This window comes from Microbispora sitophila (assembly GCF_014892245.1).
In the GTDB taxonomy this organism is placed as follows: domain Bacteria; phylum Actinomycetota; class Actinomycetes; order Streptosporangiales; family Streptosporangiaceae; genus Microbispora; species Microbispora siamensis.
Genome location: NZ_JADBGC010000004.1, coordinates 355,028 through 372,852 on the forward strand (window position 1 = coordinate 355,028; position 17,825 = coordinate 372,852).

At 71.7% G+C, this 17,825-nt stretch carries 16 protein-coding genes; 8 read left to right on the top strand and 8 right to left on the bottom strand.

Annotated elements, in window-relative coordinates; translation table 11 throughout:
* Positions 1-109: 109 nt before the first annotated feature.
* Both IL992_RS09685 and IL992_RS09690 read left to right on the top strand, forming a co-directional pair.
* Entirely contained in the window at positions 110-1,735 is a 1,626-nt protein-coding gene (locus IL992_RS09685; protein WP_226872580.1) for a S8 family peptidase, read from the top strand.
* A 115-nt stretch (positions 1,736-1,850) separates the two neighbouring features.
* Entirely contained in the window at positions 1,851-2,267 is a 417-nt protein-coding gene (locus IL992_RS09690; protein WP_193202963.1) for a DUF2784 domain-containing protein, read from the top strand.
* Here the strand turns inward: IL992_RS09690 and IL992_RS09695 are convergent.
* Positions 2,188-3,042, bottom strand: coding sequence for a hypothetical protein (locus IL992_RS09695; RefSeq protein ID WP_193202964.1), 855 nt, complete (start codon positions 3,040-3,042; stop codon positions 2,188-2,190). The genes IL992_RS09690 and IL992_RS09695 overlap by 80 nt on opposite strands.
* A 107-nt stretch (positions 3,043-3,149) precedes the next feature.
* Between IL992_RS09695 and pyk the strand changes: the two genes are divergently transcribed.
* From pyk to IL992_RS09720, 5 genes are all read left to right on the top strand, one after another.
* The gene (pyk, locus tag IL992_RS09700) at positions 3,150-4,583 is read left to right on the top strand and encodes a pyruvate kinase (protein WP_193202965.1); all 1,434 of its coding nucleotides are present in this window, start codon (positions 3,150-3,152) and stop codon (positions 4,581-4,583) included.
* Between the two features lie 146 nt (positions 4,584-4,729).
* Entirely contained in the window at positions 4,730-6,526 is a 1,797-nt protein-coding gene (locus IL992_RS09705) for an ABC transporter ATP-binding protein (RefSeq protein WP_193202966.1), read from the top strand.
* Positions 6,523-8,517 carry an ABC transporter ATP-binding protein gene (locus IL992_RS09710; RefSeq protein ID WP_193202967.1) on the top strand — a complete coding sequence of 665 codons (1,995 nt, stop codon included), beginning with the start codon at positions 6,523-6,525 and terminating at the stop codon, positions 8,515-8,517. Before IL992_RS09705 ends, IL992_RS09710 begins: the two co-directional genes overlap by 4 nt.
* A gap of 162 nt (positions 8,518-8,679) precedes the next feature.
* Positions 8,680-9,114 (top strand): DUF1772 domain-containing protein, encoded by a 435-nt coding sequence (locus IL992_RS09715; protein ID WP_226872581.1) that lies wholly within the window; start codon positions 8,680-8,682, stop codon positions 9,112-9,114.
* Between the two features lie 10 nt (positions 9,115-9,124).
* Positions 9,125-9,370, top strand: a complete 246-nt coding sequence (locus tag IL992_RS09720) for an NAD(P)H-binding protein (protein WP_193202969.1) — start codon at positions 9,125-9,127, stop codon at positions 9,368-9,370.
* A 5-nt stretch (positions 9,371-9,375) separates the two neighbouring features.
* Here the strand turns inward: IL992_RS09720 and IL992_RS09725 are convergent, their stop codons facing one another.
* The 7 genes from IL992_RS09725 to IL992_RS09755 all read right to left on the bottom strand — a co-directional run bounded on the left by IL992_RS09725 (position 9,376) and on the right by IL992_RS09755 (position 16,223).
* Entirely contained in the window at positions 9,376-9,813 is a 438-nt protein-coding gene (locus IL992_RS09725) for an acyl-CoA thioesterase (protein ID WP_319018449.1), read from the bottom strand.
* Positions 9,814-9,821: 8 nt separating this feature from the next.
* Complete coding sequence (locus tag IL992_RS09730; RefSeq protein WP_193202971.1) at positions 9,822-10,967, bottom strand: acyl-CoA dehydrogenase family protein; 1,146 nt, start codon at positions 10,965-10,967, stop codon at positions 9,822-9,824.
* Positions 10,968-11,254: 287 nt separating this feature from the next.
* Positions 11,255-12,541: an ABC transporter substrate-binding protein gene (locus tag IL992_RS09735; RefSeq protein WP_193202972.1), complete on the bottom strand. Its 1,287-nt coding sequence runs from the start codon at positions 12,539-12,541 to the stop codon at positions 11,255-11,257.
* Positions 12,502-13,548, bottom strand: a complete 1,047-nt coding sequence (locus tag IL992_RS09740; protein ID WP_226872673.1) for a branched-chain amino acid ABC transporter permease — start codon at positions 13,546-13,548, stop codon at positions 12,502-12,504. The genes IL992_RS09735 and IL992_RS09740 overlap by 40 nt, the downstream gene beginning before the upstream one ends.
* A 118-nt stretch (positions 13,549-13,666) precedes the next feature.
* Entirely contained in the window at positions 13,667-14,557 is an 891-nt protein-coding gene (locus tag IL992_RS09745; RefSeq protein ID WP_193202974.1) for a branched-chain amino acid ABC transporter permease, read from the bottom strand.
* Positions 14,557-15,387, bottom strand: a complete 831-nt coding sequence (locus IL992_RS09750; protein ID WP_193202975.1) for an ABC transporter ATP-binding protein — start codon at positions 15,385-15,387, stop codon at positions 14,557-14,559. Before IL992_RS09750 ends, IL992_RS09745 begins: the two co-directional genes overlap by 1 nt.
* Before the next feature lie 53 nt (positions 15,388-15,440).
* Positions 15,441-16,223 (bottom strand): ABC transporter ATP-binding protein, encoded by a 783-nt coding sequence (locus IL992_RS09755; protein ID WP_319018450.1) that lies wholly within the window; start codon positions 16,221-16,223, stop codon positions 15,441-15,443.
* Positions 16,224-16,598: 375 nt separating this feature from the next.
* Here IL992_RS09755 and IL992_RS09760 point away from each other — a divergent pair, with 375 nt between their 5' ends.
* A complete protein-coding gene (locus IL992_RS09760; protein ID WP_193202976.1) occupies positions 16,599-17,777 on the top strand; it encodes a PucR family transcriptional regulator in 1,179 nt (392 codons plus the stop codon).
* Positions 17,778-17,825: the final 48 nt, after the last annotated feature.

The window sequence follows — 17,825 nt, forward strand, 5'->3', positions numbered from 1 at the left end:
GGGCATATCCAGTTCGGTGGCCGGGTTGCGAGCGCGTACGGCCGCCGGGAGGATGCTGTGCCCGGATCGAGGGGCCTCCGCACCAGGGGCCCGCAACCGAGGAGGATCGTTGTACGCACGGGGGCGGCTCGCCGGGGTCATCATGTCCATCACCATGCTCGGCGGGCTGGGGGCCGCGGGTCTGCCGGGGGCGGCGAGCGCGTCGGAGCCCGCGCGGAACTACCTGGTCTTCTACACCGACGGTCACCGGGCCACCGCGGAGCGGGCGGCCGAGGCGGCCGGAGGAACGATCCAAGGGAGGGACGACAAGCTCGGCTACCTCGTCGTACGCGCGTCCGACCCCGAGAAGATCGGCGCCGATCCCTCCGTGGTCGGCGTCGCGCTCGACCGTCCCATCGGCAAGACCGCCGGCGCGCCCGTCACCTCCGGCGCCCGGCATGCGGAGCACGTCCGGTCGGTGCCGGGCGGCGACCCGCTCTCGGGCCGCCAGTGGGACATGAAGATGATCGGCGCCACCCCCACCGGGTCGTACGCCAAGGCCCGGGGCAGCCACAAGGTGCTCGTGGGCATCATCGACACCGGCGTGGACGGCAAGCACCCCGACATCGCGCCCAACTTCAACCAGGCGCTCAGCCGCAACTTCGTCACCGACGAGCCCACCGACGAGAACGGCAAGCCGCTCGACGGGCCCTGCGAGCACAAGGGCTGCAAGGACCCGGCCGACGTCGACGACGACGGCCACGGCACCCACGTCGCGAGCACGATCGGCTCGCCGATCAACGGCCTCGGCATCAGCGGAGTCGCCCCCGACGTGTCGCTGGTCAACCTCCGCGCCGGCACCGACTCGGGCTTCTTCTTCCTCAAGCCCACGATGGACGCGCTGGAGTACGCCGCCGACGTCGGCGTCGACGTGGTCAACATGAGCTTCTTCGTCGACCCCTGGGCGTTCAACTGCGCGAACAATCCGAACGACACGAACAGGGAGCGGCTGGAGCAGCGGGCGATCGTGGAGGGCATGCGCCGCGCGGTCAAGTACGCCCGCGCGCGCGGCGTCACACTCGTCACCGCGATCGGGAACGAGGGCCTCGACCTCGGCAAGGTGAAGAACGACACCTCCAGCCCCGACTTCCCGAAGGGCATGGAGAAGAAGCGGTCCGTGGACAACACCTGCCTCAACGTCCCGGCCGAGCTCGACGGCGTCATCTCGGTGTCCTCCGTCGGCCCCGGCGGGCAGAAGGCGGCGTACTCCGACTACGGCGTCGAGCAGACCGACATCGCCGCGCCGGGCGGCGACATGTTCGACGGCGGCACCGGTCTCAAGGGCGCGAGCCGGGAGATCCTGGCCGCCGCCCCCGAGAACGTCCTGCGCGCCAAGGGCCTCGTCGATGCCTCGGGCATGCCGAAGACGTCCTCGGTGATCCGCGACTGCCACGACGGCACGTGCGCCTACTACCAGTACCTGGAGGGCACCTCCATGGCCGCGCCGCACGTCACCGGGGTGGCGGCGCTGATCATCGGCCGGTTCGGCAAGCCGGGCAAGGGCGGGCTCGAGATGGACCCCGCGCAGGTGGAGCGCATGCTGTACGCCACGGCGACCCCGAAGGGCTGCCCCGCGCCTCGCACCTACCGCTACGGCACGGGCGAGAGCCAGGTCTGCGAGGGGCCCACGGCGAAGAACGGCTTCTTCGGCCACGGCCTGGTCGACGCCGCCCGGGCCGCCACCGTCGCGCCCTGAGTCCGTCGTGGGGCTCGTCCAGGGGTTCGTCCCCACCTGAGTACGCGCCTGAGTAGCCCGCCGGATGTCCGGCGGGCCACGGCGGCCTACCCTCCTTCGCGGAGGAGGGCAGATCATGATCTACGGGCTCGTCTGGCAGGCCACGATGGTGGCGCATTTCCTCGTCATCGCCTACATCGCCCTGGGCGGCTTCCTCGCCTGGTGGCGGCCCCGGCTGATCTGGCCGCACCTCGCGCTGTGCGCCTGGGGGCTGGTGCAGCTCGCCGGGCTCGTGGAGTGCCCGCTGACCGCGCTGGAGAACTGGGGGAGGGCCAGGGCCGGGGAGCGCGGCCTGCTGCCCGGCGGCTTCATCGACACCTACATCGAGGGCGTGGTCTACCCGCAGGCGTACGTCTGGCACGTGCGGCTGGCGGTGATCGCCGTCGTGCTCGCCTCCTGGGCGGGCCTCGCGATCAGGATCCGCCGACGCCGCACACGTCCTGCGCGTACGACAGGAACGTCTGCTGCACCGGAGCCGGAGGCGTCGCGATGAGGTAGCGCCTCTCGCCGCCGCCCACGATGCCGTAGATCGGGAACAGGTAGGCCTTCTTGGCCTCCGCGAACGCGTGCCAGTCGCAGCGCATGGGGGTGACCTCCACCGGGATCTCCAGCCGCGTGGCGTCCGCCGCGAGCACCGCCACCGGCCGGCGCTTCCCCGAGCGGGGGAGCATCGTGTAGTGCGTGGTGGCGCCGAGGTCGTCGATGGTGATCGGCTCCGAGCCGCCCTTCCTGGTGACGACGAGGTTCCCGTGAAGGGTCCGGCCCACCCGGGTCCACGTGTCCCCGAACGTCACGTCCACCGACCGGCGCAGGATGTAGGCCCCGCATTCGGCCTTCACCAGCCCGTCCAGCGTGGGGTCGGGGTGGTGGACCGGGAACTCCACCTTGCGCAATGTCCCGTCGCCGACCTGGATGTGCGCGACCACCGTGGCCGGGCGCACCGGCGGGATCTTCGCCGGGTCGCAGCGCGCCTCGCCGTACGGGATCCGCAGGTCCGTGCGCGGCGTCTTGCGGAGGACGGTGTCCACGCGGGTCGGGGGGAGCGTCGCGAACGAGCCGGTGACGAGCTGGACGTCCTGGAAGCGCACCGGCGTGTCGGTCTCGTTGCGCACCGACACCTCCAGGTCGTGAGACGTCTCGTCGCTGCGCCACTGGTTGAGCGACACCGAAACACCCGTCGGCGGCGCGGCCGATTCGGTACCCTGGCCTCCGCACGCGGCCAGGGTGAACAGCGCCGTTATTACCCCCCAGGTCCGGGTACGTCCCATGGCTGCCAAGGCTAGGGCACGCGGATGATCGCGTGAAGTGTCTGAACATTTGGCGACAGCTGTGTGCGCCGTCACTGCAAGTGGTCTGTACCAATTAGGGTAGTGCTGTGAGTCGTCGAGCAAAGATCGTCTGTACCCTCGGGCCCGCCACCTCCTCGCCGGAGCGCCTACGCGAGCTCATCAAGGCGGGCATGAACGTCGCCCGCTTCAACCTCTCGCACGGCAGCCACGAGTTGCACAAGGAGGTGTTCGACCGGGTCAGAGCCGCCGCCGACGAGCTGGGCTGCGCCGTGGGCGTCCTCGCCGACCTCCAGGGCCCCAAGATCCGCGTCGGGCGTTTCGCCTCCGGTCCCGTGCGGCTCGGCTACGGGGACGTCTTCACGATCACGACCGAGGACGTTCCCGGCGACCGTGACATCGTCTCCACGACGTACGAGGGCCTGCCGGGCGACGTCAAGCCCGGCGACACGATCCTCGTGGACGACGGCCGGCTGAACCTCGAGGTGACCGCGGTCGAGGGGCCGCGCGTCGTCACCCGCGTGGTCATCGGCGGCATGATCTCCGACAACAAGGGCCTCAACCTCCCCGGCGTCGCCGTCAGCGCCCCGGCGCTCACGGAGAAGGACGAGGAGGACCTGCGCTGGGCGCTGCGCACCGGCTTCGACATGATCGCCCTGTCGTTCGTCCGGTCGCCGGACGACGCCGCGCTCGTCCACGCGATCATGGAGGAGGAGGGCGTCAGGCTCCCGCTCCTCGCCAAGATCGAGAAGCCGCAGGCCGTCGACCGCCTCGAGGAGATCGTGGACGCCTTCGACGGCGTCATGGTCGCCCGCGGCGACCTCGGCGTCGAGTTGCCGCTTGAGCAGGTGCCGATCGTCCAGCGCCGCATCATCGAGCTGTGCCGGGAGAAGGCCCACCCGGTCATCGTGGCCACCCAGATGCTCGACTCGATGATGGGCGCCCCCCGGCCCACCCGCGCCGAGGCGTCCGACGTCGCGTACGCCGTGATGGACGGCGCGGACGCGGTCATGCTGTCCGGCGAGACCTCGGTCGGCAACTACCCGATCGAGTCGGTCTCCACAATGGCCCGCATCGCGGTCGCCGCCGAGGGCACCACGCTGCAGGCCACCCACACGCTGGAGCGCCTGCCCGAGACGACCGGCGGGGCCATCGCCCGTGCCGCCGCCGAGGTCGGCGCGATCGTCGGGGCCAAGGCCCTGGTGGCGTTCACGATGTCCGGCGAGACCGCCCGGCGGCTGGCCCGCTACCGCTCGCCGATCCCGCTGCTGGCGTTCACCTCCAACCCGCAGGTGCGTGGCCAGCTCGCGCTGACCTGGGGGGTGGAGACGTTCGAGGTGCCGTTCGTGCACCACACCGACGACATGGTCCGCCAGGTGGAGGCCTCGCTGCTGTCGCTCGGCGTCTGCGAGAAGGGCGACAAGGTCGTCGTCGTCGCCGGCTCCCCGCCCGGCAACCACGGCTCCACCAACGCCCTGCGCGTCCACACCATCGGCTCGGCGGTCGCCCACCCGTCGACCTGACCCCGGCGGCCGGGTACCCCTGGGCCACAGCCTGGGGCACCCGGCGGCGGGAGAAAACCCCTTGAAGGCGCGGCGCCCTTCGACGGAGCATGGCAGGAGCGAGTCGACCTTTCCTGTCAGACGCCGGAGGAGCGCTGCGCCCGTTGATGGACTCCCCTCAGGAACCCGGGCCCGACGCAAGGGACGACGCTGTCCGCCGGTCGTCGTGGCGCTCGCTGTGGCGGTTGAGGTCCTACCTGCGCCCGTACGTGCCCAGCCTGGTGGTGTCCTGGCTCGCCGCGCTGCTCGGGATCGCCGCGGGCACGGTGATCCCGCTGGTGAGCAAGGAGATCATCGACGGCCCCGTGGCCCATGGGGACCTCGGCGGGCTGATCCCGCTCGGGCTGCTGGCCCTCGGCCTCGGCATCGCCGAGGCGGTCCTCACGTTCGTCCGCCGCTGGTCCCAGGCGGGGCCGGTCCTCGGCCTCGAGACCGCGATCCGCGACGACCTCTACCGGCACCTCCAGCGGCTGCCGATGAGCTTCCACGACGGATGGCAGTCGGGCCAGCTGCTGTCCAGGGCGACGACCGACCTGTCCACGATCCGCAGGTTCCTCGGCTTCGGCGTGCTGTTCCTGATCATGAACATCCTGCAGCTCACCGCGGTCACCGTGGTGCTCCTGCGGATGTACTGGCCACTAGGCCTGCTCGTCGCCGTCTCCGCCGTCCCTGTCGTGGTCCTGTCGCTGCGGTTCGAGCGGCGCTACATCGTCATCTCCCGGCAGGTGCAGGACCAGCAGGGCGACCTCGCCACGCTGGTCGAGGAGTCGGCCGTGGGGATCCGCACGGTCAAGGCGTTCGGGAGGCGTGAGCACGTCTTCGCGAACTTCGCCGCGGCCGCCCGCGAGATCCGCCGCACCTCGCTGGCGAAGGTGCGGCTGGCCTCCCGGTTCTTCACCTTCCTCGAAGTCGTGCCGAACGTCACACTCGCCCTGGTCCTGCTGCTCGGCGCGATCGCGGTCGGCGCCGGCGCGCTGACGCTCGGCACCCTGGTCGCCTTCACCACGCTGGTCCTCCAGCTCGTCTGGCCGGTCGCCTCGCTCGGCTACATCCTCGCCATGGGCCAGGAGGCCATGACCTCGGCCGACCGGGTGGTCGAGGTGCTCGACACGGTGCCCGCGATCAGCGGCGGCCCGGCCGTCATCGAGCGCCCGCGCGGCCACGTACGCTTCGAGGGCGCCGGGTTCCGCTTCCCCGGCGCCGACCGGCCGGTGCTGCGCGACGTGTGGCTGGAGGTGCGGCCGGGGGAGACCGTCGCCCTCGTAGGGGCCACGGGGTCGGGCAAGACGACGCTCACCGCGCTCGTGCCCCGCCTGCTCGACGTCACCGCGGGTCGCGTCACCGTGGACGGGCACGACGTGCGGGACCTGTCGCTGGCCTCGCTGCGCTCGGTGGTCGCCACCGCGTTCGAGGAGCCGACGCTCTTTTCGATGAGCGTCCGCGAGAACGTGACACTCGGCCACGGGCACGCCACCGAGGAGGAGATCGGGCAGGCCCTGGAGATCGCGCAGGCGACGTTCGCCTACGACCTGCCGTGGGGGCTCGACACCCGCATCGGGGAGCAGGGAATGTCGCTGTCGGGCGGTCAGCGGCAGCGGCTCGCGCTGGCCAGGGCGATCCTCGGCAGGCCGCGGGTGCTCGTCCTCGACGACACCCTCTCGGCTCTCGACGTGGAGACCGAGGCGCTGGTCGAGGAGGCGCTGCGGCGGGTGCTCGCCGAGGCCACCGGCATCGTCGTGGCCCACCGCGCCTCGACCGTGCTGCTCGCCGACCGGGTGGCGCTGCTGCGCGACGGCACCGTCACCCACGTCGGCCGCCACGGCGACCTGCTGTCGGCCGTGCCGGAGTATCGCGCACTGCTCGCGCAGGACGCCGACCTCGACCCCGAAGGCTCGATGCGATGACCCAAGGGACCGCTGACGGCGGGGGAGACACCGAGCGGGCCGGAGGGGCGCGCCGCCGGTCTGGACTGAGGAGCGAGTGGGGAGCGAGGAACGAGCGACTCCGAGCGACGAGGGAAGCGCTCACTGCGCGCCTCCGGCGCGACGCCGGCGGAAGTGAGCGCCCCGATGGCGAAGCGGGAAACACAGGGTGGCGCGGGGTCGCGGCGGAAGATCGCGACGAGATCTCCGAGCGCGTCTCCCTGCTGCTGCGCACCCGGTCGCGCCGCCTGCTCGGCGACCTGCTGCGCCCGCACCGCCGGGCCATCGCCGTGCTCACCGCGGTCATCGTGGTGTCCAACGCCGCCGGGCTGGCCCTGCCGTACCTGGTGAAGGCGGGCATCGACGACGGCATCCCGCCCATGCTGCGCGGGCAGGGCGCGGGCACGCTGCTCGCGATCGTCGGCGCGGTGCTGGCCGCCGCGCTCACCCAGGCGCTCACCCGGCAGGCGTTCCTGCAGATGTCGGGCCGGATCGGCCAGGACATCCTGCTGGAGCTGCGCCGCCGGGTCTTCGACCACTTCCAGCGCCTGTCGCTGTCGTTCCACGAGAAGTACACCTCCGGGCGGGTCATCTCGCGGCTCACCTCCGACGTGGACGCCATCGCGGAACTGCTCGACTCCGGTTTCGACGGCCTGGTCACGGCCGTGCTCACGTTGTGCGGCACCGCCGTCATGCTGCTCGTGCTCGACGTGCGCCTCGGTTTGGTGGCGCTGCTGCCGCTGCCGGTCCTGCTGCTGTTCACCCGGTGGTTCCGCCGCCAGTCGAGCGTCGCCTACCGCCGTACGCGGGAGGCGGTCGCGCTGGTCATCGTCCACTTCGTGGAGTCGATGACCGGCATCCGCGCGGTGCAGGCGTTCCGGCGGGAGCAGCGCAACCAGGAGATCTTCGAGCGGCTCAACACGGACTACCGCGCCGCCAACACGAGGGGCATGCACCTGGTCGCCGTGTTCATGCCCGGCATCAAGCTGATCGGCAACGTCACCGTCGCCGCCGTCCTGCTGTACGGCGGCCTGCTCGCGCTGCGCGGCACGGTCACGGTCGGCGTGCTCGCGGCGTTCCTCCTCTACCTGCGCCAGTTCTACGAGCCGATGCAGGAGATCAGCCAGTTCTACAACGCCCTCCAGTCGGCGGGGGCGGCGCTGGAGAAGCTGTCGGGCGTGCTGGAGGAGCGGCCCTCGGTGGCCGAGCCCCGCCGCCCGGTGCCGCTGCCGCGCGCCGCCGGGGCGTTGCGCTTCGAGGCCGTCGGGTTCGCCTACGCCGAGGGCCCGCCGGTGCTGCCGCTGCTCGACCTGGAGATTCCCGCCGGGCAGACCGTGGCCGTCGTCGGCACCACGGGCGCGGGCAAGACCACGCTGGCCAAGCTCATCGCCCGGTTCCACGACCCGGTCGCCGGGCGGGTGCTGCTCGACGGCGTGGACCTGCGCGACCTGGACGAGGACAGCCTGCGCCGCCACGTGGTGATGGTCACCCAGGAGAACTACCTGTTCAGCGGGACGATCGCCGACAACGTGCGGTTCGGGCGGCCCGGCGCGCCGGATTCGGAGATCGAGCGTGCCGCCGAGGCCATCGGCGCCCACACGTTCGTCTCCGCGCTCCCCGACAGGTACGAGACCCAGGTGGGCAAGCGCGGCGGCCGCATGTCGGCGGGGCAGCGGCAGCTCGTGGCGTTCGCCCGGGCGTTCCTCGCCGACCCCGCCGTGCTGATCCTGGACGAGGCCACCTCCAGCCTCGACGTGCCCAGCGAGCGTCTCGTGCAGCGGGCGCTGCGGACGATCCTCGCCGACCGGACCGCGCTGATCATCGCTCACCGCCTGTCCACCGTGGAGATCGCCGACCGGGTGCTCGTCATGGAGCACGGCCGGATCGTGGAGGACGGCCCGCCGGACCACCTGATCGCCGGCTCCGGCCGGTTCGCCCGCCTCCACCGCGCCTGGCTCGACAGCCTCGCCTGACCCCTGCCCTTGCGGACTACTCCCGGAGTCTTAGCCCGCCAAGCCGAGCTGATCTCGGTGGGGTAGCGGCAGATGCCTCCGTGGGTGGGACGCCGTCGAACTCCGGCTGGACGACGATAGCCGTTCATGGGAACCCCACTCAGGTACATCCACGGGGCGGCGTTGCTGGCCACCGGCCTGCTCGCGGGCGCGTTCGGGTACGGCGCGGCCAACGTGATTCCCACGTTCCGGGCCGTTCCGCTGGATGTGCGCCTGACCTTCCACACCACGATGATGGAGGTCAACGAGCCGATCATGCAGAGCGCGATGGCGCTGGCCATCCTCACCACCTTCGGTCTGGCGATCGCCGGCCGCGGCCGGGTGCGCCGGCTGGCGCTCGGCGCCGGTGCGCTGGCGCTGACCTCGCTGCTCGTCACCGTCTTCGGCAATGTCCCGCTGCATGCGCGTTTCCGGGAATGGGCTGCCGGTCCGGTGCCGGATGGCTACGCCGAGGTCTTCCGGCGGTGGGAGCTGTTCCACGATCTGCGCACCCTGACCGCGTTGGCCGCTTTCGTCCTTATCGTCACTGTCGCCGTCGTCCGACCCTCCAGTCGCTGAGGAGAACAACATGGTGCGTCGCCGTCCTGATCACCGTGCCGCCGGCCCGCAGGCGGTGAGCGCCGGCGACCTGGACTGGACCATCGTCCGGCTGACCCGGCTCACCGACCGGCCCGCCATAGGGGCGGTCGTGATCCGCCGCGAGTTGCTGGCCACGCCGCGTTCCCTGACCCGGGCGGACGTGGCGAACACCCTGCTGGACATCGCCCAGGAGGACCATCTGAGCGGCGTGGCCGTCAACGTCCACGGGCGCTGAGCCGACTACGAGATCATGCCGGGGGCAGGGGGGACGAGCAGGCGTTCCATGGCGGGGCGCAGGGGCGGGCCGATCTGCACCGGGCGGCGGGTGTGCCGGTCCACGAAGACGTGTGTGAAGTCCCCCTCGGCGACCAGCGTGTCCCCGGCGAACAGTCCGAGCTCGTAGCGGACGCTGGACCGGCCCAGGTGCCCGATCCGCAGGCCCACGCTGATCACCTGTGGGAAGGACACCGAGGCCCGGTAGGAGCAGCGCGACTCCACGCACAACCCGATCGCCGGGCCTTCGTGGATGTCCAGCCCGGCCTCCTCGATCAGCCAGGTGTTGATCACGGTGTCCATCAGCGAGTAGTGCACGACGTTGTTGACGTGCCCGTAGACGTCGTTGTCCTTCCAGCGGGTGGGCACGTCCCGCCAGTGCGGATAGGCTCCCCGGTCCTTCACGGGCCCGTTCACAAGCCGAGGTCCCGGCCGACGATCTCGCGCATGATCTCGTTGGACCCCGCCCATATCCGGGTCACCCGGGCGTCCATCCAGGCCCGTGCCACGCGGTACTCCCTCATGTAGCCGTAGCCGCCGTAGAGCTGCACGCAGGCGTCGATCACCTGGTTCTGCACCTCGGCGGTCCACATCTTGGCCTTGGCCGCGTCGACCGCCGTCAGCTCCCCATCGGCGTGAGCGGCCACGCACTGGTCGACGTACGCCCGGGTCACCTCCACCTTCGTCACCAGATCGGCGAGGGTGAACTTGTTGTACTGGAAGCTGCCGATCGCCTGGCCGAACGCCTTGCGCTCCTTCACGTACGACAGGGTCTCGGCGAGCACGGCGGCGGCGTGGGAGATGTTGGTGACGGCGCTGCCGAGCCGTTCCTGGGGGAGTCGCTCCATCATCGCGATGAATCCCAGGTCCACCTCGCCGATCACGTTGCCGGCGGGCACCCGCACGCCCTCGAAGAACAGCTCGGCCGTGTCGGCCTCCGGCTGGCCGACCTTGTCCAGCTTGCGCCCGCGATGGAAGCCGGGCATGCCGTCCTCGACCGCGAACAGCGTGATGCCCTTGGCCCGCTTCTCCGGGCTGGTCCGGGCCGCCACCACGACGAGGTCGGCCTGGTAGCCGTTGGTGATGAACGTCTTGGAGCCGTCGATGATCCAGTCGGAGCCGTCCCTGACGGCGGTCGTGCGCAGCGCCGCCAGGTCCGACCCGCCGCTCGGCTCGGTCATGCCGATCGCGGTGATCATCTCTCCGGAGCAGAACGGCGGCAGCCAGCGCTTCTTCTGCTCGTCCGTCGTCAGCTCCACCAGGTAGGGTGCGACCACGTCGAAGTGGATGCTGAAACTGGACGCCAGAGCCATGCCCACCCCGGCAAGTTCCTCGGTGAGCACGGCGTTGAAGCGGTAGTCGCCCGCAGCCGCGCCGTCGTACTCCTCGGGGACCTCCAGGCCGAGGAATCCCTGCCGGCCGGCCTCCCGCCACACCTCGCGGTCGATCAGCCGGCGCTCGATGAATTCCTCGGCCCGCGGGGCGACCGAGCGGATCACGAACTGCCGCACGGAGTCGCGGAAGGCCTCGTGGTCCTCGCCGTAGATGGTGCGCCGCATCGATTCTCCAGACGATTGTTCGGTATCGGGATACTAGTGCCCCTCTTTCCGATCTTCACCCCGTCGCGTCGCCCAGAGCGGCACCTCGCTGCGTTGTCGCCCCACCCGCGGAGATTCCTCGCAAGCTCGTAATCTCCGCGGGGCCCGGGAAGATCGCTCGCAGCTCCGCTACGAGCTCCTCCTCCGCCTTGCGATGCACCACTCTGGACACCGCTCCTTCCGGGCAAATCTCGTCAATCGCGGCACCTGCGAGTAACCACCCCGGCGCGGGCACGGGCCTGTCCGCGTCAGCCCACCGGCACCGGGTAGTCCTTCGCCAGCTCGGAGACCTCCGCCTCCCTGAAGACCACCGCGCCGCCGAGCGCCGCCTTGTCGGGCTTGAGCACGTACGACGACCGGGAGGCGGGCTTGTCGAAGAACGTGAAGTTCATCGGCGTGCCGAAGTCGCCGCCGAAGTTCGACTGCGAGCGGTGCGCCTTCAGGACGCCCTCCCGGGTGAGGTCCTTGGCCTCGCACGCCTTCTTCATCGCCTCGTCCACGATCATCGCCGCGCTCCAGCCGGTGGGCACGCCGCTGTCGAGCGTCTCGCCGGGATACTTCGCCTGGTAGTCGGCCACCAGCTTCTGCATCGCCGGGTTCTGCGCGCTGACCGGCGTCCCCGCCGACACGTAGGAGAAGACCTTCAGCAGGGCCGGCCCGGCCGGGGTCGCGAGAAGCTGCGGAGCGTAGGCCGAGTTGCTGCCGACGAACGGCACGTCCATGCCCTTGGCCAGGGACACGCCGACCAGCGAGGCCGTCTGCCGGGGCCCCACCGAGACGAGCACGGCCTTCACCCCGGCCGCCTTGAACGCCGCCACCTGGGCGCTCATGTCCTGGTCGGTCGCCTTGATCTTCTGCTCGACGATCTTCAGGCCGAGCTTGTCCGCGGCGTACTTCGAGCCGTTGAGCGAGCTCTCGCCGTAGTCGCCCTCGAAGTACAGGTGCCCGATCTTGTCGCCGGACTTGATCCCCTTCTCCTTCGTGAGGAACTCGACGGCGTTGATCATGTCGACGTCGTACGTCGTGCCGGTCACCTGGATGGCCCGGCTGCCGAGCAGGGTGGTCGCCCACGCCATCGGGATCGTGAGCAGCTTGTCGCCGTCGATGCGCTGCTTCAGCGCCGTGATCATCGGGGAACCGATGAACTGCACGATCGCCGCCGACTTGGGCGCGACCTCGGTGTAGGCCGCCACCGCCTTCTGCGTGTCGTAGCCGTGGTCGCGCACGACCAGCTCGTACTTCCGGCCGCAGACCCCGCCGCCGGCGTTGACCTGGTCGAAGTACAGCTGCTGCGCCTGCGTCTGGCTCTTGCCGAACGACGCGTACGGACCGGTCAGGTCCGTGAGCGCGCTCACGGTGATCGTGGTGGCCGTGACACCGGGGCCGGTCTTGACCCCGTCACCACCGGCCGCCGCCCCGGCGTCTCCGCCACCGCCCGTGGTCTTGCCGCTGGCGCACCCCGCGGCCGAGGTCGCGACGGCCAGGGACAGCAGGGCTAACGCCGCGACGCCGGCGCGGGTGCCGATTTTGCCCATCTGAGCTCCTTGAGTCGAACGCGGCCGAGCCGCGTGGCGAGCCCGACCAGACCGCCGGGCAGGAACAGCACCACCGCGACGACGGCGGCGCCGTAGAGGATCCGCGCGGCCTCGGCGGGGGAGACCCCGCCGGAACCCGGCTCGGCCACCAGCGGCAGGGCGTCGCTGTAGCGCGTGAGCAACTGGGGGAGCAGGGAGACGAACGCGGCCCCGGTGACCGCCCCGGCGACCGATCCCAGGCCGCCGATCACGATCATCGCGAGGTAGTCGAGCGACAGCAGCATGCCGAAGTAGTCCGGCACGACCTGCTGGAAGACCAGGGCGACCAGCACCCCGGCGAGCCCGCCGTACATGGACGACAGGACGAACACGCCCGCGCGGTAGCGGGCGACCGGGACGCCCATGACACCCGCGGCGATCTCGTGGTCCCTGATCGTGTTCATCGCCAGGCCGGGACGGCCGCGCAGCACGCCCCGGGCGAACATCGCCGCGCCCGCGAGCAACGCGATCCCAAGGAACCACAGCCGTTCGAGCGAGCCGAACGGCACGTTCAGCACCACCAGCTCCGGGGTGTCGGCGAAGACGAAGCCGAACAGCTCCATCGGCGGCACCGGCCGTCCGTTGAAGCCGCCGGTCACCGGCTCGGCGTTGAACAGGATGTGCTGGCCGGCGAAGATCAGGGCGAGCGTGGCGATGCCCAGGTAGGCGCCCTTGAGGCGGCCCGCGATCGGGCTGAACAGGCCACCGGACACGCCCGCGACGATCACCGCCGCCACGGCCGCGAGCGGCGTCGGCAGCCCCAGGTCCGACGACAGGGAGACGTAGGAGTACGCCCCGACCGCGAGGAAGAAGGCATGCCCCAGGGACAGCTGCCCGGTCGCCCCGGTCAGCAGGTTGATCCCGATCGCGCCGATCGCCGCCGACATCGCGAACAGCCCCGCCTGCAGCCAGAACCCCTCCAGGTAGAAGGGCACCGCGACCGCCACCGCGAGCACCGGGAGCCACAGCGCGGCCCGGAGGGGCCGGAACCTGCCGCGCGGGGGCGTACCGGGCGTGGACGCGCTGAGGGTGGGTGTGCCGGCCGTGGGCGTCTCCGGCACGGACGTGCCGGCCGTGGGCGTGGGTTCAGACACGGGCCGGCTCCTTCGTGCCGAACAGCCCGGAGGGCCGCAGCAGCAGGATCACGATCATCACGAGGAACGGCGCCGCGTCGCCGATGCCGCGGCCCAGGAAGGCGAGCTCGCTCTGGTAGCCGCTCATCAGCGTCTCGGTGACACCCACGATCAGCCCTCCGGCCAGTGCGCCCGTGGTCGAGTCGAGCCCGCCGAGGATGGCGGCGGGGAACGCCTTCATCGCCGCCGCGGCCGTGCCCCTGTCCAGGCCCGGCGTCGGGAAGACGCACAGGAACATCGCCGCGACCGCGGCCAGCGCCCCGGCGACGGCCCACGCGCTGAGCGAGACCCGGCCGAGCCGCACGCCCATCAGCGCGGCGGTCTCCGCGTCCTCGGCCGTGGCGCGCATCGCCACGCCCCAGCCGGTGAACTTGAAGGCGAGCAGGAACGCCACGATCAGCGTGGCGGCGACCGCGAGGGCCACGACGCGGGTCTCGGCGACCGTGACCGGGCCAAGACGCAGCACCCGGTCGCCCCAGGGGTCGCCCAGGGCGAGCACCTCGGTGCCGATCCGGCGGGTGAGCTCGGTCGTGAGCAGGATGTCCACGCCGATCGTGACGATGGCCAGCACGCCGCGGGAGCCGACGTGCGCCCGGCGCAGGATCAGGAACTCCACCAGCGCGCCGACCAGCGCCGCCGCCGCGATCCCGGCCGCCAGCGCCGCCCAGAACCCGATCAGCGGGTGCAGCCGGGCGATCACGTAGCCGCCGGCCAGCAGCAGCGACGCGTGGGCGAAGTTGACCACCTCGGTCGCCTTGAAGATCACCACGAAGCCGAGCGCGATCAGCGCGTACACGGCCCCGATCGAGATCCCGTTGACGAGCAGCTCAAGGAAGACCGCCATCACGCCTCCCCCCGCTCACCGGAGGGGCCGCCGAAGTCGCCGAGATAGGCGCGGATCACCTCGGGGTCGCGCTGGACCTCCTCGGGCGGCCCGTCCGCGATCCGCCTGCCGAAGTCGAGCACGGTCACCGCGTCGGCGATCCGCATGACCATGGCCATGTCGTGCTCGACCAGCAGGATCGAGATGCCGAGGCTCTCGCGCACCGACTGGATGAGGGCGGTCATCTCCCGCCGCTCGGCGCCGTTCATCCCCGCCACCGGCTCGTCCAGCAGGAGCAGCCGCGGCTCCATGCACAGCGCGCGGGCCAGCTCCACCCGCTTCTGCACGCCGTACGGCAGCAGCCCGACGGGGATGGACAACGCGTCGCCGACACCGGCGAACTCCGCGATCTCCGCCACGCGCGCGCCGTGCCGTACGGCCTCGCGCCTGGCCGAGGGCAGCCGCAGGCCGGCCGAGACGAAGCCGGCACGGGTCAGGCGGTGCCGGCCGAGCATGAGGTTGTCGCGCACCGTCAGGTGCGGCGGCAGGGCGATGTTCTGGAACGTCCGCGCCACGCCCAGCGCCGCCACCCGGTGCGGGCGCAGCGAGGTCAGCTCGGCGCCGCCGAAGCGCACACTGCCGGAGGTGGCGCGGTAGACGCCCGACAGGACGTTGAAGCAGGTGGACTTGCCCGCGCCGTTCGGGCCGATCAGCGCGTGCACGCTGCCGGGGGCCACGGTGAAGCTCACCGCGTCGAGCGCGGTGACCCCGGCGAAGCGGACCGTCACCTCGCTGACCACGAGTTCGGCCGGGCCGTCACCGTCGGCCGTACCGACCGGTTGGTTTCTCATGGGCACGCGGAGGCGCCTCAGCGGGCGTGCGCGCGGTTCGCCGCGGCGGTGGGTCATGCCGTCCATCTCGTCAGCCTGGTCCTCTCGTGCCGTTCGCGGCCTGGGCCGGGGTGGGTACCGACCGGTCGGTCTGTCTCGGGCGCGCCGACGCCGAGATAGCGGCGCCGCACCTCGTCGCTGGCCGCGAGGTCCGCCGCCGGTCCCGACAGCGCCACCTCGCCGACCTCCAGCACGTACGCCCGCTCGGCCAGCGCGAGCGCCATGGCGGCGTTCTGTTCGACCAGCAGCACCGACGTGCCCTGGGCGTTGATCTGCCGCACGGTGTCGGCGATCCGGGCCGCCATCAGTGGCGCGAGCCCGAGCGTGGGTTCGTCGAGCAGCAGCAGCGAAGGCCCGGCCATGAGCGCCCGGCCGATCGCCAGCATCTGCTGCTCACCTCCCGACAGCAGGCCCGCCCGCTGGTGGGCCCGCTCGGCCAGCACCGGGAAAAGCTCGAGCACCCGCTCACGGGCCGCCGCCGCCCGCCTGCCCGGCACGCCCAGCGCTCCGGCCCGCAGGTTCTCGGCCACCGTCATCCGGGCGAACACCCGCCGTCCCTCCGGCACCTGGACCACTCCGCGCCGTACGACGGCCGCCGCCGGCACGCCGTCGAGGCGGGATCCGCCGAAGGCGACCGTCCCCGACGTGATCGCGCCCCGGTGGAACCGCAGCGTCCCCGACACGGCACGCAGCAGCGTCGTCTTGCCCGCGCCGTTCGCGCCGAGCACCGCGGTCACCGCGCCCCGGGGCACGGCCAGATGGACGCCCCGCAGGGCGCGTACGGGGCCGTACCGCACCTCCAGGCCCCTGATCTCGAGGCCCCCGGCCTTCGGGTCCGCAGCTGCCGGGTCCGCAGCTGCCGGGTCCGCAGCTGCCGGGTCCGCAGCTGCCGGGTCCGCAGCTCCCGGGTCCGCAGCTCCCGGGTCCGCGGTCACCGGACCCTCGATCTCTGGGCCGCTGGTCCCGGGCCCGCCTCACCAGACATCCGCGCCTCCTGTGACTCCGATGAAGGCACACCCAACCCACCGTGGTCGAGGGCCGTCCAGCGCCAGGAGTCAAGTCGGGACCCCAGCCCATGCGCGCCGGCCGTGCCCTGTGCTCCAGCACAATCCCGCATCACGAAACGAAAACCGAACCTTGTTCCGGACGCCGCCGGCTGGCACATTCGGGGCATGAGGTCCAGGACGGACTCCGAGGTCCGGGAACTGCTGCGGACCTCCGCCGCAGGCCTGCTGGAACGGCTCCCCGAGCTCGCCGACGAGCTGGTGAAGCGCGGCAGGGAAAGCGACGAGGCCTACCGCATGACGGTCCCCTACGAGGACCACTGGAAGAGCACCCACGAGGGGCTGCGCGTCGGCATCACCGCGATCCTGCAGCCCCGGCACGAGCGGCGCGACGTCGCGTACGCCCAGACGGTCGGGCGCCGGCGGGCCGAGTTCGGGCTCCCGCTGGACTCGCTCATGCGCAGCTACCGCCTGGCCGCGCAGGTCACCTGGAACGGCGTCATCGACATCATCGGCGACCAGGGCCAGGAACGCCTGCCCGCCCTGCTGCGCAGCGCGACCCACGTGTGGCACGCCATCGACCGCCAGGCCGTGGCGGCGGCCGACGCCTACCGCCGCCGGGAGAACGAGCTGCTCGGCCGGACCAACCAGCGCGTCAACGCCATGCTCGACGCCCTCCTGGAGGGCCGCGCCGACCCGGCCGTGGCCGGCGTGGCCGCCGACGCCCTCGGCCTGCCGGAGCACGGACGCTATGCGGTCGTCACAACGCGGCTGCCCGCGCAGCCCGACCGCGTGCACCGGCCCGACGAGATCGGCGGGCTGCGCTTCCTGTGGCGCATGCGCCCGGACCTGGAGATGGCGGTGGTGTACCTCGACGACCGGGTGCTGGACGACCTGGTGGCCGCGATCACCCCGGTCGTCTGCGCGAGCGCGGGCGTCAGCCCGGTGGTGGAGAGCCTCGCCGACCTCGGCACGGCCCGCCGCCTGGCGGAGGTGGCCATGCGCACCTGCTCGGGGACCGCGCCGGAGATCGCGCGGCTCGACCGGCGGTTGCCCGCCGCGCTGGTGGTCTGCCAGCCGGAGCTGGCCGGGCACCTCGCGGGCGGCGTCCTCGGGCCGATCATCGCCTCACCGGACGGCGGCGTGCTGCTCGCGACTCTGGAGGCGTGGCTGCGCTGCGAGGGGTCCGCGTCGCGGGCGGCGGCCGAGCTGTACTGCCACCGCAACACCGTCTTCAACCGCGTGCGCCGCATCGAGCAGCTCACCGGCCGGTCGCTGGCCCGCCCCCTGGACGTCGTCGAACTCTCCCTCGCCCTCGACGCCGTCCGCCTCCTCCCCGGCACCTGATTCTCGCATCCAGGGTGACTTGTCGGTTACAGCGCGTATCATCGGCCC

What these genes read in the sequence shown, in the direction of transcription:
- IL992_RS09690 (WP_193202963.1), top strand. Translation starts at nt 1,851, where the DNA reads ATGATCTACGGGCTCGTCTGGCAGGCCACGATGGTGGCGCATTTCCTC.
- IL992_RS09695 (WP_193202964.1), bottom strand. Translation starts at nt 3,042, where the DNA reads ATGGGACGTACCCGGACCTGGGGGGTAATAACGGCGCTGTTCACCCTG.
- IL992_RS09705 (WP_193202966.1), top strand. Translation starts at nt 4,730, where the DNA reads ATGGACTCCCCTCAGGAACCCGGGCCCGACGCAAGGGACGACGCTGTC.
- IL992_RS09710 (WP_193202967.1), top strand. Translation starts at nt 6,523, where the DNA reads ATGACCCAAGGGACCGCTGACGGCGGGGGAGACACCGAGCGGGCCGGA.
- IL992_RS09720 (WP_193202969.1), top strand. Translation starts at nt 9,125, where the DNA reads ATGGTGCGTCGCCGTCCTGATCACCGTGCCGCCGGCCCGCAGGCGGTG.
- IL992_RS09730 (WP_193202971.1), bottom strand. Translation starts at nt 10,967, where the DNA reads ATGCGGCGCACCATCTACGGCGAGGACCACGAGGCCTTCCGCGACTCC.
- IL992_RS09735 (WP_193202972.1), bottom strand. Translation starts at nt 12,541, where the DNA reads ATGGGCAAAATCGGCACCCGCGCCGGCGTCGCGGCGTTAGCCCTGCTG.
- IL992_RS09745 (WP_193202974.1), bottom strand. Translation starts at nt 14,557, where the DNA reads ATGGCGGTCTTCCTTGAGCTGCTCGTCAACGGGATCTCGATCGGGGCC.
- IL992_RS09750 (WP_193202975.1), bottom strand. Translation starts at nt 15,387, where the DNA reads ATGAGAAACCAACCGGTCGGTACGGCCGACGGTGACGGCCCGGCCGAA.
- IL992_RS09760 (WP_193202976.1), top strand. Translation starts at nt 16,599, where the DNA reads ATGAGGTCCAGGACGGACTCCGAGGTCCGGGAACTGCTGCGGACCTCC.